This is a genomic window from Paraburkholderia sp. J67, from assembly GCF_905220265.1.
GTDB lineage: Bacteria > Pseudomonadota > Gammaproteobacteria > Burkholderiales > Burkholderiaceae > Paraburkholderia.
In genome coordinates this window covers 360,305-376,690 of the sequence record NZ_CAJMZK010000005.1, presented here as the reverse complement: position 1 = coordinate 376,690, position 16,386 = coordinate 360,305, and the positions used below count along the sequence as shown (strand labels likewise).

The 16,386-nt window shown below is 61.4% G+C and carries 13 protein-coding genes; 5 read left to right on the top strand and 8 right to left on the bottom strand.

Annotated elements, in window-relative coordinates:
• Positions 1-89: 89 nt before the first annotated feature.
• From U5782_RS13240 to U5782_RS13225, 4 genes are all read right to left on the bottom strand, one after another.
• Positions 90-1,280 (bottom strand): MFS transporter, encoded by a 1,191-nt coding sequence (locus U5782_RS13240; protein ID WP_322044263.1) that lies wholly within the window; start codon positions 1,278-1,280, stop codon positions 90-92.
• Positions 1,277-1,810 carry a MarR family winged helix-turn-helix transcriptional regulator gene (locus U5782_RS13235; RefSeq protein ID WP_322044262.1) on the bottom strand — a complete coding sequence of 178 codons (534 nt, stop codon included), beginning with the start codon at positions 1,808-1,810 and terminating at the stop codon, positions 1,277-1,279. Before U5782_RS13235 ends, U5782_RS13240 begins: the two co-directional genes overlap by 4 nt.
• A 473-nt stretch (positions 1,811-2,283) precedes the next feature.
• A complete protein-coding gene (locus U5782_RS13230; RefSeq protein ID WP_322044261.1) occupies positions 2,284-4,014 on the bottom strand; it encodes a methyl-accepting chemotaxis protein in 1,731 nt (576 codons plus the stop codon).
• A 196-nt stretch (positions 4,015-4,210) separates the two neighbouring features.
• Positions 4,211-5,515, bottom strand: a complete 1,305-nt coding sequence (locus U5782_RS13225) for an adenylosuccinate synthase (RefSeq protein WP_322044260.1) — start codon at positions 5,513-5,515, stop codon at positions 4,211-4,213.
• A gap of 144 nt (positions 5,516-5,659) precedes the next feature.
• Here U5782_RS13225 and gcvA point away from each other — a divergent pair, with 144 nt between their 5' ends.
• On the top strand, positions 5,660-6,562 hold the full coding sequence (gene gcvA, locus U5782_RS13220) for a transcriptional regulator GcvA (protein WP_322044259.1): 903 nt from the start codon (positions 5,660-5,662) through the stop codon (positions 6,560-6,562).
• A gap of 22 nt (positions 6,563-6,584) precedes the next feature.
• Here the strand turns inward: gcvA and U5782_RS13215 are convergent, their stop codons facing one another.
• Positions 6,585-7,274 carry a TetR/AcrR family transcriptional regulator gene (locus tag U5782_RS13215; RefSeq protein WP_322044258.1) on the bottom strand — a complete coding sequence of 230 codons (690 nt, stop codon included), beginning with the start codon at positions 7,272-7,274 and terminating at the stop codon, positions 6,585-6,587.
• 208 nt (positions 7,275-7,482) lie between these two features.
• Here U5782_RS13215 and U5782_RS13210 point away from each other — a divergent pair, with 208 nt between their 5' ends.
• The 4 genes from U5782_RS13210 (at position 7,483) to U5782_RS13195 (ending at position 12,180) form a co-directional block, all read left to right on the top strand.
• Positions 7,483-8,832, top strand: coding sequence for an MFS transporter (locus U5782_RS13210; RefSeq protein WP_322044257.1), 1,350 nt, complete (start codon positions 7,483-7,485; stop codon positions 8,830-8,832).
• Between the two features lie 148 nt (positions 8,833-8,980).
• The gene (locus U5782_RS13205; RefSeq protein ID WP_322044256.1) at positions 8,981-10,513 is read left to right on the top strand and encodes a carboxylesterase/lipase family protein; all 1,533 of its coding nucleotides are present in this window, start codon (positions 8,981-8,983) and stop codon (positions 10,511-10,513) included.
• A 110-nt stretch (positions 10,514-10,623) separates the two neighbouring features.
• Positions 10,624-11,709: a porin gene (locus tag U5782_RS13200; protein ID WP_322044255.1), complete on the top strand. Its 1,086-nt coding sequence runs from the start codon at positions 10,624-10,626 to the stop codon at positions 11,707-11,709.
• Positions 11,710-11,982: 273 nt separating this feature from the next.
• Positions 11,983-12,180: a hypothetical protein gene (locus U5782_RS13195; protein WP_322044254.1), complete on the top strand. Its 198-nt coding sequence runs from the start codon at positions 11,983-11,985 to the stop codon at positions 12,178-12,180.
• Positions 12,181-12,745: 565 nt separating this feature from the next.
• Here U5782_RS13195 and U5782_RS13190 read toward each other — a convergent pair.
• From U5782_RS13190 to U5782_RS13180, 3 genes are all read right to left on the bottom strand, one after another.
• Entirely contained in the window at positions 12,746-14,413 is a 1,668-nt protein-coding gene (locus tag U5782_RS13190) for a Na/Pi cotransporter family protein (protein ID WP_322044253.1), read from the bottom strand.
• Between the two features lie 127 nt (positions 14,414-14,540).
• Positions 14,541-15,551 (bottom strand): inorganic phosphate transporter, encoded by a 1,011-nt coding sequence (locus tag U5782_RS13185; protein ID WP_322044252.1) that lies wholly within the window; start codon positions 15,549-15,551, stop codon positions 14,541-14,543.
• Between the two features lie 12 nt (positions 15,552-15,563).
• The gene (locus U5782_RS13180) at positions 15,564-16,190 is read right to left on the bottom strand and encodes a DUF47 domain-containing protein (protein ID WP_322044331.1); all 627 of its coding nucleotides are present in this window, start codon (positions 16,188-16,190) and stop codon (positions 15,564-15,566) included.
• Positions 16,191-16,386: the final 196 nt, after the last annotated feature.

Genomic DNA, 16,386 nt, shown 5'->3' with positions numbered 1-16,386 from the left:
TAATGTGGCGCCAGCCCGCTTTCGACGGACTGGCGCCATGTCAAAACAGACGCGATACGGCTGGTACGTCGGGATGGATCCGTATCCGCTCAGCTCACCAAAGACGTGCGGTTGCCTTGACGTCTGCCCTCACAGATGCCGATTGTGAAGACGGCAAGCATGCCGCTAGAGAGCGCCAGCGGCCATAGCAGAACGCCGTTGCCGAGCATCTTCATCGCAGAGCCGGCAAAGATTGGGCCCAGGATCGAACTGGCCGTGAACGCCAGCGACACCAGCCGCATATTGCGGATGAGGGCGGTCTTTTCACTGCGCGCGGCGGTGTACATGCCAAGTGTGATGAATGCACTATTCATGCCGCCGACCAGAAAACCGCTCGCAAGAAACAGCGGCGTCATGGGCATGGCGAGAGAAAAGCCGATGAGCCCAAGCGTGCTTGTCAGCGCGCATACGACGACGGTTACGCTCAAACCCGCGCGGTCAGCCATCCATCCAACTGGAAGTTGAAGCGCCATCCCGCCCAACCCGAGGCAAGACAGGAGCAAGTTCGTCTGCGTGTCGCTCATCCCCCGTGCGCCGGCATAGAGTGGAAAGAGGCCATAGAGCGCGCCGTCGCTTATGCCGCCAACGGACACGACCACCATGCCCACGATGACCACGGCGCTAATCGGCCCGATTTGGGCGCCTGTGTGGAGGGCCGCATCGTTTGATGTCCGTCTCGAGAGGGGCTTCGATGCCACCAGGCAGAGTGGGATAACCGCAGTGCATGTGAAGGCCAGACCAACGGCAATCGTCGTTGCTCCGTCCGCGCCGATCCACGCTGCGAGTCCAGGTGCGATGAACCCCGCCGAGGCAATCAACGTCTCATGCACGCCGACCACGCGCCCGCTTAGATGTTCCGGGACCAGACCATAAAGCCAGGACTCGTTGGCGATCCACCGCAGCCCAATTCCGAAGCCGATCAGGACGCCCGGTACGATCCAGATTGGCCAGGAGAGCCGGACGATGGAAACGAAAGCCACGATGCTGGCCGCTAGCCCGAGCAGGACCGTTCGCCTCGCGCCGACGCGTGCGACCAGCCCCGGCGCGATGAACAAACCCGCGAGCATGCCGCTCCATTGCGAAGCGGCGAAGAGACCGGCGCGCTGCGCGTCGAGCCCCTGACCGGTGAGCCAGATTGGCAGCACGATGAAGCCGATGCCGAACTGCCCGATCTGCGCGAGCGTCGATACGGTGGTGAGCGCGGCAATAGCCGGCCAGCGCACCGTGGACGCCGGTTTCACTGCGCGCTCCGGGTTGGCATGGGAAGCCCGCTATCGCGGCATTCGATCGGGCAACCCGCCTTGAGGCAAGGCGCGTCATCGCAGAAGCGACAGAGTTGCATCGCGTGAGCAGGATCGCGCGTCTCATGCCAGAGCATCTTGATCAGCAAGTCTTCGAGCGTCTTGCGCTCGTTGCCGTCCAGATGAGTCACGATGCGCGTCAGCATGGCGTCGCGTGCGTGCTGGAGTCGCTTGACTTCCCGCTTTCCGGTGCTCGTCAGCGCGAGCGCAACAGAGCGCTTGTCGGCGCCGGCCCGCTTTTCCACGAGTCCCGCTTCAACCAGCCCGGCGACGGCGCGCACAGCCGCGGGATGCGATAGTGCGACGGCTTCGCGCAGTAGTTCGATAGACGGCTCCGGATACTGGCCGATCGCGTTCAACATGGCCCGGGTCGTTGCGCCGGCGAGTGCCGGATGGATATCCAGCGCGTCCATCTCGTCCGTGACCAGCACAGCCAGCGCGCCGAGCAGATTTTCTGTGCGTTGTGTCATGAGGCACCAATATATGCAGTCTGCACATATGCAGTGTGCACATATTGGACGCGAAAGGCAAGGATAGAAAACGTCGGTATTGGCGCGTACGTGGAAGGCGTCCGAATGACGCGTTGGCTTACATGGCGCTTGCGAGCGTTGATGTCAAGTGAGTCGTGCCCCCCGGCGATCCATAGTGCGAATTTGTAATCAAGGTGTTGGCTGTAGCGATTTAGCAAGGTTGAAGCAATTCTTACTATCCATTAACGTCCTTGCACGCCGTCAATCATGAACGGCGATACGCTGGAACCTGAGAGACCACACCTGAAAGACAGCAATGGCAGGGCTAATTCGCTACGCCGCTCAAGCGGGGAGCGGATTAGCCTGCACAGCCACCATGCGGGGAAGTGGTGGTCGATGCGTGGAAAAATCGCAATGCATGCCTGAATAGCGGGCGCCTGCACATTGGGTGCAGGCGCTACGCGCTGAAGACGTTAAAAGGTTTGCCAGTCGGGCTCGGACGATGCAGCAGACGCCGGCCTGTGTGTCGCCGTTGAAGGGCGTGTTCTGGATGTCTTACGGTCTGCGACGTGAGCCTGCTGTGCGCGAACCCCAGCACGGTCGTTCGAACCGGTCGTGGCCAGTTGCGTCGCGCGCGATGATTCACCTGTCTTGAAGATCGATACCGAGGCGCGTAGCGTCTGGGCTTGATCGGCCATTGCCTGCGCAGCCGCTGACGCCTGTTCGACAAGCGCGGCATTCTGTTGCGTGACTTCGTCCATCTGGGTCACAGCCACATTGACTTGCTCGATGCCGGTTGTCTGTTCGACGGATGCCGACGCAATCTCTCCCATGATGTCCGTTACACGCTGAACGGAGCGCACGACCTCGCTCATGGTTTGCCCCGCATCCTGTACGAGCGTCGAACCGGTTCGCACATGCAGGACAGACGTCCCGATGAGATCCTTGATCTCCTTCGCCGCGCTGGCGCTACGCTGGGCCAGCGTGCGGACTTCTCCGGCCACGACCGCGAAGCCGCGTCCCTGTTCGCCCGCCCGCGCGGCTTCGACTGCCGCGTTGAGCGCGAGAATATTGGTCTGAAACGCGATGCCTTCGATCACCGCGATGATTTCGGCCACCTTCGACGAACTGGCCGAAATATCCTGCATGGTGCTGATCACGCGATGCACGACGTCACCACCGGCGGCGGCGGTCTGCGATGCGGTATTGGCCAGTGTGCTGCCCTGGCGTGCGTTGTCGGTGTTGGCCTTGACCGTCGCGGTGAGTTCTTCCATGCTGGCGGCGGTCTGTTCAAGCGATGCGGCCTGTTCTTCGGTGCGTTGCGAGAGATCGAGATTGCCCTGCGCAATCTCTCCCGCCGCCGATGAAATCGATTCCGCCGATGATTTGATATCCTGAACGATGCTGGTCAATTGCGAGCGCATTGCACCAAGCGCGGCCATCAGACTGAAGTTGTCGCCGTCCGCCAATGCGATCGGAACGAGCAGATTGCCCGCCGCGATTTCTTTGGCAATCCGCTGTGCGTCGCTGGGCTCGCCGCCCAACTGGCGCAACACGCTACGCGTGAGGACTATCGCAGTCGCGATCGCCACCATGATGGCCAACGCGACCAGCGTGCCAACCAGGATGCGGACATTGCGGTAGCTTGCGACGGCTTCCTTCTGGGCAAGCGCGTTTTCCTCATCCTCCTGGTTGGCAAGTTCGACAGCTTTCGCTAGCCACGCACGCTGCGGAGGACGCGCCTCGTTCATGATCGTCTGCGTGGCCGTGGCGATATCGTTTGCGACGGCCTGCTCGATGGCCTTGTTCATGGGCGGAACGGCCAGGGCTTCCCCTTTGTCGACTTCTGCGATCAGCCTGCGCTCGCTTTCGCTCGTGCTGGGTTCCTGAGCGAACATTTCGCGCAACTGTTTCGCGGCATCGGCGTAGATCTGATCCTGTTTGCGGATGCGGTCGACTTCGCCTAGCAGCGCCTGTCGATCCTGAAGAAACGCCAGGTTGCGCACGGCAATGGCGCGGTCCTGAATCGAGGATTTCAGCAGATTGGCGAGGCGCGATTCGGTATTGTTGACGCGTGCGATGTCGTCCAGTCTGCTGTTTAGTTCGAATAGCCCATAGAACCCCAGTCCGGCTACTGCGATAAGCAGGAAAGTGAGCAGGGAAAATCCCGCGACCAGACGGGTCGATAGTTTTGTATTGCGCATAGGCCTCTCAGAATATAGTTCGAATGGATGTAGACGACTTCTTGGCCACGTCTGTGGTTACGGCAACATTCGCTATTTCTGAAGGATGGGTGAAAGCGTGTGAAGCCCGATGCGCTGCGCCACCAGACGATTCGCTTGATCGGGCCGTGATCCAGTGCCTGTAACGCCCCTGACTCAATCGCCGCCGGGGCGGCACTCAGACTGCCATGCTGTCGGTTTGCGCAAATGGAGACCGCAAGACGATGGCATCGTCCCGTTCAGGACCCGTGGTCACCGTGGATACCGCAACGCCGACTTCCTGCTGAATCGCTTCGATCAGCGCCGTGGCCTGGCGGGGCAGCGCATCATAAGAGCGGATACCCCGCGTCGGGGCTTCCCAACCGTCAAAGCGCTTGAGAACCGGCTGCAGGCGCTGCTGTTCGGCGTTGGTTGACGGCATGTAGTCGATGCGTTGCCCATCGAGTTCGTAGCCCACACATAAATAGACCGAATCGAAGCCATCCAGGACGTCGAGCTTGGTCAGCGCCAGGCGGTCGATGCCGGCGACCTTGCAACTCTGGCGCAGTTGCACCGTATCCAGCCAGCCGCAGCGACGCGGGCGACCCGTGTTGACGCCATATTCGGCACCGCGTTGCCGAAGCAGATCCCCGAGTGTGCCGCCCACTTCCGACGTAAACGGGCCTTCACCCACACGCGTTGCATAGACCTTGCTGACGCCCAGTACCTGCCCGATGCGCGACGGCGCGATGCCGGTGCCGCTGGCCGCGCCGGCGGCGATGGTGGTCGACGACGTCACGTACGGATAGCTGCCCCAGTCCACGTCGAGCATCACGGCTTGCGAGCCTTCGAATACCGTGCGCTCGCCCGACGCATGCGCGCGGTCGAGTCGTTCCCACACGCGCCCCACGAACGGCAGGATTCTCGGCGCCAGGGCGAGCAGGTCGTTCAACATCTTGTCGAGCGGAAAAGGCTCCAGACCGAGGCCGCGGAACCACGCGTTATGGTGCGCGAGCAGTCCATCGAGTTTTTGCGCAAGCAGTTCCGGTTCCACAAGGTCGCAGACCCGCAAGCCTCGGCGCCCAACCTTGTCTTCATAGGCCGGACCGATGCCGCGCAGCGTGGTGCCGATCGGTTGTGCGCGCAGGCGTTCCTGCGCCGCGTCGATTGCGCGATGGACGGGGAGAACCAGCGTGGCCGTCTCGGCAATCTGCAACACATCCGGCGTGACGCGAATGCCCAGCGCTGCCATGCGGTCGATCTCCGCCAGCAGCGCCTCGGGATCGAGGGCGATGCCGTTGCCGATCAGACCGGGCTTGCCGCGCACGATTCCGCTGGGAAGCAGCGCCAGCTTGTAGGTCTGACCGTTCACCACCAGCGTGTGGCCGGCGTTGTGGCCGCCGTTGTAGCGGACCACGATGTCCGCTTGCTCGGCGAGCCAGTCCACGATCCGGCCCTTTCCTTCATCGCCCCATTGCGCGCCAACGACAACGACATTCGACATACGGTAGTTCTCCTGGTGACTTAATCAAACAGATCCGCAACGCGATCTGCTTCCAAGCGGCTCAATATAGAGGCCCGACGCTGGCACGAAAATCGATATAAACTCATCAAACCTGTCAGGAAAACTCACATAGAGATTGGCCGCATGCCTCGCCGTCTACCACCGTTGAACGCGCTACGCGTATTTGAAGCCGCCGCGAGGCTCGAAAGCTTTTCGGCCGCGGCCGACGAGCTTTGCGTCACGCACGGTGCCGTTAGCCGTCAGGTGGGGCAACTGGAAGCCTGGCTCGGGCACGACCTGTTCGAGCGCCGCGGCCGAAGAGTCGTCCTGAACGCGCGCGGGCGCAGTTACTTGTCGGAGATATCGGCGGCGCTCGACCGCATCGCGCTGGCCACCGACGAACAGCTCCGGGTCACGCAGCAGCAGATCATCAGGGTCAATGCGCCAACGACGTTCGCATTGCGATGGCTATTGCCGCAGCTTTCCAACTTCCAGCTGAGCCATCCCGCGGTGGAAGTCCGGCTAACGACTTCGGACGAACCGATCGAACGGCTGCGCGATGAATTCGACGTGGCGATTCGCGGCAGCGAACAGAAGTCGGCCGGCTACGTGGTCAATGAATTTCTGGCGGAAGTCCGGCTGCCGGTGTGCTCACCCAAGGTGCTCGAATCGCATCCGATTCGCCAGATTTCAGACCTGGCACATCACACGCTGCTGCACACGGCGACCTATCCCGGCCTCTGGGCCGAATGGCTTGCGGCTTGCGGCAACCCTCGGCTGGCCGAGAGCAATTCGCTGCAACTCGACCACTTTTATCTGACCTTGCAGGCCGCCATTGATGGCCTGGGGATCGCGATGGGCCCAACCGCATTGGTGGCGCTCGACGTCAAGGAGGGACGTCTCGTGTTTCCGTTCGACGGGCCGGCGCTGCCGGCCTGGCGCTACTGTAGCTACGTTCAGAATGCACGCCTGGGTGATCCCGCCATCACGACCTTTCTGACGTGGTTGCGCGAACTGGGACATCGTTTCTCGCGCAACGTTTGGTGAATAGCGCTGGCCTGCATGCGCTTCACGGCTTCGTGACGAAGCGCATGATCATTTCGATCACAAATTCGCGTCTTGCCGCGATGGCCGCGGGCGATTCCATGTCGTTCTCGAAAAGCAGGGAAAACGTGTGACGGTTCGAGACAGGGTAGAAACAGAGTGCCGCGATCGACATGCGCAGATCGACAGGATTGATCCCTGAGCGAAATACACCGGTTTTTACGCCGTCGTCGTAGATGCCGCGCACGCGGTCTTTCACCGATAGATTCATCCGGCGGATAAAGTCGCTCTGCGCGAACATCTCACCATTGCGTGCGTTTTCATTCATGATCAGACGCACGAACATCGCATTGCGCTGGTGGTAGTCGAAGCTAAAACCCACGAGTGTGCGCAGTGCCTGGTCCGGTTGCAGATCGTCGAGCTGCAATTCCTCTTCGCTGCGCGCCTGCGACTGAAAAGCGCGTTCCAGGACAGCCAGATAGAGCGCTTCCTTGCTGTCGAAGTGGTAGTAAATCATCCGCTTGCTCGCGCGCGTGAGCCTGGCGATTTCATCCACGCGCGCGCCGCCCAGTCCTTTCTCCGCAAATTCAACCGTCGCCACTTCGAGGATGTCCGCGAGCGATTGCGCCGCGTCGTAGGGGCGGGTCTCCGGTTTGGCCGGCCTGCTGTGCTGAACCTCGGGTGCTTGAGGCGATGTCTTGGTGCGTGGCTTCATCAGTTCTGGAAAAGGAATCGAAGAGGGCGATTGACCTCATTGTACAAAAGCCCAACACGGCAAATGTGCAGGTCCATGTGTTGGTCCAGCCGGTTAATGACGGGGACAGAATAAGTTCTTCAGATTGAGCGTAAACCCTCGGTAGAAAGTAAACGTACTAGATAGTACATTTCATCCGAACCGAACCAGAACACCAGGGAGACAGCACGTGGATCACCATCAGGATGGACGCCGGAAAGCGGGAACCGGCGCGCGCACACCGGGAATCGCCGCCTTTTCGAGCTGGCTTGGCAGCGCGCTCGAATACTATGACTTCTTTATCTACGGCACGGCAGCCGCGCTGGTTTTCGGCAAGCTCTTCTTTCCGGTCGCGGACCCGAAGGTCTCCACCATCGCGGCCTTCGCGACCTTCGGCGTGGGCTATATCGCGCGGCCCGTGGGGGCCTTCTTCATGGGCCATATCGGCGACCGCTTCGGGCGCAAGCAGATCCTCATGCTCACGCTGCTGATGATGGGCGCGTCCACGTTTCTGATCGGCGTGCTGCCGACCTATGGCCAGGCGGGTATCGCCGCGCCGATCCTGCTCGTGTTCCTGCGGCTGTTGCAGGGTCTTTCGGCGTCGGGCGAACAGGCGGGCGCGGCTTCGCTCACGCTCGAACATGCGCCCGCCAACCGCCGCGGCTTTGTGAGCAGCTTCGCGCTCAGCGGGGCGTCGATGGGCTTCGTGCTGGCCACGCTCGCGTTCTTGCCGGTCGCGGCGCTGCCCGACGAGCAACTCTACGCATGGGGCTGGCGCATTCCGTTTCTGCTGAGCGTCGCGGTGATCGGCGTGGGCCTGTGGGTGCGGCGCGGCTTGCCGGAAACGCCGGTATTTGCCGAGGAAACGAGTCACGGCGGCACACCTGGCGCGCCGGTCGCCGAGCTCTTCAGGACGCAGGCCCCCGACGTATTTCGTCTCGTGCTGGCCGCGCTCTATTCGGTGACGGCGAGCATCTTCAGCATCTTCGTGCTCTCCTATGCGGTCAACACCATGCACGTGCCGCGCACCCGTATGCTCACGTTGCTCGTAGCGATCAATGTCGTGAGCCTTGCGGTCGTGCCCGTGTGGGGCTGGGTGTCCGACCGCATTGGACGGCGGCCCGTGTTTATCACGGGCGCGGTGGGTGGCGCGATCTTCATCTGGCCAACCTTGTGGGCGATTTCGCGCGCCGACGTGACGCTCATCTGCGTGTTCGGCTTCATCGTGCTCAGCGTGTTCTACAGCGCATCGAATGCCGTGTGGCCCGCATTCTCGGGCGAAATGTTCGCGACGCGCGTGCGGCTTTCTGGCGTGGCCATCGGCTCGCAGATCGGCATTACGCTTGGCGGCGCAGCGCCTGCGCTCAGCGCCGCGTTGCTCAAGGACGGCCCCGACGGCTGGATGCCCGTCGCGACATTGGTGAGCGTTGCCGGTCTGATCGCGGCCGCCGCCGCGTTTAGCGCGCGCGAAACCTTCAATGTTCCGCTCGATCAACTCGGGCAAAACCGCCGCACGCAGGTGCATTCCGCTCCGGTCTGATCGGCGCGACGCGTCCCGAAAGCCGCTTGAACAGAGGCACCCAGTCCAGTCGCCATACAAGGTATGCGCTCCCGCAGTCGGGCTTGCGCAGGCCGCTGATCGCCTTTTGAATCTGTTTAAACGAGGATATTGCCAATTGACTCTCACAATGCCTGATTCCCGTAGTGCGCCTTCGTCCGCTGCGTATTCCGTGACCGTCGATGGCGGTACGGTCGCCGGTATCGTCGACACGGATCGCGCGCTGATCGAATATCGCGCCATTCCCTTCGCCGCGCCGCCGGTCGGCGAGTTGCGCTGGCGGCCGCCGCAGCCCGTCGTGCCGTGGCACGGCACGCGCGTGTGCGATCGTTTTGCGCCGATGTGCGCGCAACCCGCGCGACCCGAACGCTCGATCTTCCTCGAATACGCGGGCGAGCAGGCGACGAGCGAGGATTGCCTTTATCTCAACGTGTTTGCGCCGCTCGACCGGCCTGCCGGAAAACTGCCCGTAATGGTCTGGATTCATGGCGGTGCGTTTCAGGTCGGTTCGAGCACGAATGCCACGTTCGTGCGTGGCGACCTTACCCGGCAAGACGTGATTCTCGTCACGATCAACTATCGCGTGAATGCTTTCGGCTTTCTCTCGCATCCGGAATTGACTGCCGAATCGGAGCATGAAGCCTCGGGCAATTACGGCTTGATGGATCAGATCGCGGCGCTTGCGTGGGTGCGCAGGAATATCGGGGCGTTCGGCGGCGATGCCGAATCGGTCACGGTGTTTGGCCAGTCGGCGGGCGGCGCGAGCATTGCGAATCTCATGGCGTCGCCGCTGGCGAAAGGATTGTTCGATCGGGCGATCGTCCAGAGCGTCGCGTTCATGCCGATGATGCCGCTTGCGCAAGCCGAGCAGCAAGGCATCGGCTTCATGAAACGTGCGGGCGCAACGAGTATTGCGGAATTGCGCAGCCGCCCGGCCAGTCAGATCGTCGGTTTGTCGAAGGCGACGCAGCCGTTGATCTGGCCGTCGGTCGACGGTTATGTCATGCAGGAATCCGCCGAAGCGGTCTTTGCCGCACAACGCCAGATGCGCGTGCCGATGTTGACCGGCTGGACGCGCGACGAAGGCACCGTGTTTCCCGCCTTCGAGGAAGCCGGCGCATTGCGCGAGGCCTTGCGGACACGCTTCGGTTCGCGCGTGGCGCAAGCCCTGACTCACTATCCCGCTGCAGACGATACGCAGGCGCGCCATTCCGCGCGGCGCATCAACGGCGATGCGCTGGCGGGCGCGGGCGTCTGGCAGGCCGCGTGCGCTCACGCTCAGGGCGGCAATTCCGTCTGGCTGTATCACTTCGAACACGAGCAGCCGTTCTTCGCAGGGCAGGCCTACGCCGAAAGCGATCCCGCCGCGGCGCTCGGGGTGTTTCACAGCGCCGACTATCCCTACGTATTCGGCACGCTGAAAGAACTTACGCGAGCGTGGAGCACGGCGGATTTCGCCGTCGGTGATCTGATGCAGCGCTACTGGGTCAGTTTCGCGCGCAATGGCGATCCGAATGTCGCGGGTCTGCCTGCGTGGTCGCGCTTTGACGCGAACGCAGACGCCACCATGCGTCTGCGTGAAACGCCGTGTATGGACACGATTCCGCGACTCGAGGCGCTACGGTTCCTCGTCGGTGAAAACATGATCGGCAACTTCCTTTAAGTGCAGGAACGGCTGGTGGCGTAACCTACGCCTCCAGCCGAAATTCGAAAAATCGCAAACCGATAAATAAGGATTGCGAAGAAAAATACAGAAAATACGGAGATCGGATCGTGAACGGAAAGCAATTCTTCAAACTGGCAACAGCAGGCGTGCTCGCATCGGCGGCCTGTCACGCGGCATACGCGCAGTCGTCGGTCCAGTTGTTCGGCATTATCGATTCTGGATTGACCTATGTCTCCAATGTCGGCGGTCATGCAAAAATCGCGGCGACCGATGGTATTCAGCGCAATAACTTCTGGGGCATTCAGGGCGCGGAGGATCTGGGAGGCGGCACCCAGGCGATTTTCCGGCTGGAGAACTACTTCGCGTTGAATACCGGAGCGATCGCGGGCAGCGCGTTTTTTACCGACACCTACGTGGGCCTGCGCGACCGGCGTCTCGGCCAATTGAGCTTTGGCCGGCAATACGATTTCGGCTCCAATCTCGTGCGCTATATCGCGTGTCTTGAATGTGGCGTGTATAGCGTGCAGAACGCGGACCTCGATCGCGCCGCAGGCGACCACCTGAGCAACACGATCCAGTACAAGAGCCCCAACTTCGCAGGCCTTACGTTCGGGGCGATGTATGGATTCGGCCAGAACGCGACGGGATCGAGCAATCTCGGTCGCGCCTACAGCCTGCTCGTGCAGTACGAAAACGGTCCCTTCAGCGGCGCGCTCATGACGACCAATATCAACGGCTCGCCGGTCTCGACCTCGACGATTGGCGCAGCGGAATTTCTGGGCGTCGACACCACGAAGACGTCCACGATCTATGCCGATCAACGGCGGATTTTCGGTGCGGGTGCGTCGTACCGATTCGGCGCCATCACAGCGATGGCGATGTACACCAACACGCACTTCACGCTGCAATCGCAGCATGCGACGGATCAGGTCGTGCGGGCGGGCGTGACGTGGCTCGCGCGGCCCGACGTGCTGTTCTCGGCGATGGAAACGGTCGACTGCCTCGACGGCGATCGCTGGTACTCCTCGTATGCCAGCGCGACGTATCTGCTTTCGAAGCGCACGCGCGTGTATGTCGATGCCGCGTACCAGCGCGCGAGCGGGGCGGGGGCGGTCGCCTCGATCTATCAGATCGGACGCTCGTCGACCAACACGCAGGAACTCGTTCGCGTTGGCCTCGTCCAGACGTTCTAACGGCGGCGAAATCCCAGATGGTGGGGAAATTCCTGGGTTAAACGGAATTTTGGCGTCGATTCAACAAAGTTAGAATGTTGGCTCTAGATCAGCCCGTTCCCGCCGCCCGGGACGGTGCGGTCTGGTGGGCGGTGGCCGCAGTGGCAGCGGCCAGTTCACGTCAGTGCGAACCCGAGAGATTGTCCATGAGTCGGTGTCACGTTTGCGCTGTGCCGTGACCGCGAAGCCAGTCCTCCGTTCTTTCTACTTCCACCCCGTCGGAAAGGAGCCAACATGCTGAGTCCCCACGAGCTGGCCACGCTGATGCTGCTCAAGAATGCGTCCGAGCGGATCGGGGTGGATCGTGCCGAGCTTATCGCGCTTCGCGCGCTTGAACTTGTCGAGGATGAGCTTCCTGAATCGGATTTTGCGTATCTCCGTGTGACGCCGCGCGGCGACGCATTGTTGCGTGCGATCGCACGGGTGTGCTGACCGGCGGATCGAGCGGTTCACCTGTCATCACGACGGGCTAAAGTTTCTCCGGCGTGCAGCTCGCGCAGACGCAGGGGGAGCGCTGCCAGGGACACAAATTGCTGCAATATGCGATGGTCAACGAAGACCATTGGCAAGATACCCGTGCTTGAGCGGGGCAAAATTCATGTGGGGCAACGGCGTCCCGAAGTGCATGTGTGTGGCTTGTTCCATACCTGCGCTTCGGGACGCTTTTTTTATCCGCCGATGCGACGGGTAATCCGGTGGACGAGACAGGTGGGAGACCATTCTATGAGCTGGAAGCAACGGGTTGGCGCGATATGGGGTGAGGTGTCGGCGTCATTGCGCGACGCTGTCGCCGACAGTGTTGTGAAGCGCGACGATGAGCCCGAAGAAAACCGGCGGCGCGAATCGGCGGACTGGCGTCCTGCTGCGCTGCGTGATCGGCGCGTGCGCAGGCGCGCGGGTTTTCGTAGTGGCGCGAGGCCCGTCATGCGGCAGTTGGCGGTTGCCCCGTGTGTGAAGCCATCGGGCGCCTGAGCGCCTGAGTGCTTCGCGCCCCGGGTCAGTCCTTCGTGTGCAGACTGTCCAGCGACCGTTTGCGAAGCCGCGTCTCATGAAGCGCCCCCGCAGCGTCCAGCACAGGATAGGCGGTCGCGCAGAAGAGGGAATTCAGTCGCTTCATGTTGCTGATCAGATCCAGATGCAAGGCGCTGGTTTCCACGCTGCGCAGTGATTGTCCCGCGAGCCGGTCCAGATGCTTGTGGGAATACACGCGCTCCAGATCGCGAAAACGCTCCTTTTCGGCCAGCAACTGTTCTGCGCAGCGCAGGTCATTGTTGAGAAATACGGACAGCCCGAGTCGCAGATTGCTCACCAGTCGCGCGTGCAGATCGTCAAGCTCCCCCAGTCCCTGCTCGGAGAAGGCAAGCCGTTGCGAGATCTTCTTCTCTTCGATATCGCTCACAATGCGCTCGATGATGTCGCCCGCGTGCTCGAGATTGATGGTCAGGGAAATGATGTCGGTCCAGCGACGGCTATCGGCCTCGTCGAGCTGCTCACGCGAAATCAGCGTGAGATAGCTTTTGACCTCGGCGTACAACTGGTCGACATCGTCGTCCATGCGCATCGTTTCGCGCGCAACGGCCAGATCATTGCGTCTGAGCAGCTCGGAGACGTTTTCCAGCATCACGCTAACGATGTCTCCGATCCGCAGTACCTCGCGCGACGCGTTCGCGAGAGCGAGGCCCGGCGTGACCAGCCCGGCGGGATCGAGATGCAGTGGGCGCAATTCGCCGGATGCCGGCGGGCGGTCAGGCAACCATCGCTGGCTGATGGCGGCGACCCGGTCGACCATCGTGAGGCAAGCGCAGCATCGCACCGTGTTGTAGATGAGATGGAAGCCCACGACCGCTTCGCGCGGATTCGCGATGATGACCGGCAGCGCGCGTGCAAGCACCGATGCGAAGGGCAGGATGATCAGCGCGCCCAGCAGCTTGAAGGCGAAGCTTCCCACGGAGAGACGCCGGGCCGCCGCGTTTTGAGGCAAGGCGCTGATCAGCGCGAGCAGGCCGCTTCCGAGATTCGCGCCGACGACGAGGCATAGCGCGACCTTCAGCGAAATCACGCCGGAAGAGGCGAGCGTCGCGGTCAGAAGAACGGCGGCGAGGCTCGAATACGAGATCATCGCAAACGCCGCCCCGACCAGCGCATCGAGCACGGTGTCGCCGGTCAGGGCACTGAACATTACCCTGACACCCGCGCCCTGCATCATGGGTTGTGCGGCTTCCACAATCAGGTGAAGAGCCAGCAGGATCAGGCCGAGCCCGATGAGCGCGCGTCCTGTCTGACCGGCGCGCGTTTGCTTGCGCGTGAGAAAGAGCGGTACGCCAACGAGAATCAGCAGCGGCGACAGCCATGAGAGATCGAGTGTCAGCACGCGGGCCATCAGCGCCGTACCCACATCGGCGCCCAGCATGATGGTCAGACCGCTTGCGAGCGACACCATGCCTTGCGCGACAAACGATGTGATGATGACCGCAGTCGCGTTACTGCTCTGTACAAGGCTGGTGACGCCCAACCCGGCGAGGAAGGCCTTGAGCCGGCTGCCTGTGCTGCGGCCCAGTATCGCGCGAAGATCGGCACCGAACACGCGCAGGATGCCGGTTCGAACGATGTGCGTGCCCCAGACCAGAAGCGACACGCCAGAAAGCAGGTTCAGAAGGATCAACACGATAGGCGACAGTTACAGCTTGCTTTTCAGCCCGGTTGATGAGCGCCTTGCGACTGGCGCCTGGATGTCACCATAGTGCCACACAGCCTGACGTTATTCGACTGGATAAAAACCCGCGGCGATCACGTTAGAACAGTCGGGTACTGACCCACCATCCCATAGCGGCCAGCGCAGCGGAAGCCGGGATGGTGAGCACCCAGGCCCAGACGATATTGCCCGCGACACCCCACCGTACGGCGGACAGCTTGTGCGTTGCCCCGACGCCTACGATCGCCCCGGTGATGGTGTGCGTGGTCGACACAGGAATGCCAAAGCCCGATGCGAGAAATAACGTTAGCGCGCCGCCGAGCTCGGCGCAAAAGCCACCAACGGGCCTGAGCTTCGTGATCTTCTGACCCATCGTCCGCACGATGCGCCAACCGCCGAAAAGCGTGCCCAGACCCATCGACGTGTAACACCCGGCGGCCACCCAGAGCGGTGGCGCGTCGGCGTTGTGCGATGCATAGCCCGCCGCGATCAGTAGCATCCAGATAATGCCAATGGTCTTCTGGGAATCGTTACCGCCGTGCCCGAGGCTGTAAAGCCCGGCCGAAATCAACTGGAGCCGCCGGAATTGCCGGTCCACCTTGCTTTGCGGCACGCGGAAATAGAGCCAGGCGATGCCCAGCATGAAGCCCGAACCCAGTACGAAGCCCAATACCGGTGAAATGACGATGAAGGCGACCGTCTTCATGATGCCGTCGATGTTCAACGCACCCCAGCCGGATTTGGCGAGCGCCGCGCCGACCAGCCCGCCGATCAGCGCGTGAGAGGAACTCGAGGGAATGCCGTAGTACCAGGTGATGAAGTTCCAGCCAATGGCGCCCACCAGTGCGCCGAACACCACGTAATAATCGACCATTGCGGGATCGATCGTGTCTTTACCGATCGTGGCGGCAACGCCGAGGTGAAAGACGAAATACGCAACGACATTGAAAAACGCTGCGAATGCCACCGCCTGATGAGGCTTCAGGACCCCGGTGGACACCACGGTCGCGATTGAATTCGCGGCATCGTGGAACCCATTCATGAAATCAAACACGAGGGCGATGACGACGAGCAGGACCACCGTCCCAATGGCGATGTGAATCGGATGCATGTGCGGACTCGCTCAGGCGTTTTCGAGCACAATGCCTTCGATGATCGTGGCGGCGACCTCGCACTTGTCGGTGATGGTCTCGAGCAGTTCATAGACGCTCTTCAGTTTGATCAGCGTCTTGACATCCTCTTCTTCGCGGAACAATCGGGAGATGGCGATGCGCAGCAACCTGTCGACCTCCGATTCAAGCTCGTCGATTGCCTTGCAGCGTTGCAGGATCTGATCGGCCTGTTTCATGTCGGAAAGCATGCTGACGGCCTGCTGGACCTGGATGGCGGTTCTCGTGCTCAGACGTGCGAACTCGATCGCGTCATCGGGTAGGGTTCGCACGTCATACAGGGTGATGGTGTTCGCCACATCTTCAATGACGTCGATAATGTCGTCCAGCGCGTTGATCAGTTGCTGGATTTCATCGCGATCGAGCGGCGTGATGAATGTCTTGTGCAACAGGTCGTTGCAGTCGCTGGTGAGCTTGTCGGCGGATTTTTCGATGACCTTGATATTGCGCCGGTGACGCTCCGCGTCCTCGATGTTCTCGATCAGCTTTTCGAGCGCGTGGCTGCCATCCACGACATAGCGCGCGTGAGCATTGAAGATCTCGAAGAAATTGCCGTCTCTGGGCATGAACCGGCCGAACATAGGGTATCCCTCTGATTCGACGGTGCGCCGCTCGCCCCGTCGCAAAAGTGTCACATTTTACAGCGATTCGGGTTCGGTCCTGCTGCGTCAATATTCAGGAGTTGCTTTTGCGGGGGGCGGTATTGCGCGACGTCTGGAGGTGGAGGGTCCCGAAGCGGTCGTTTAGCTCACGCAAACAAAGCGCATGCTTTGCGGC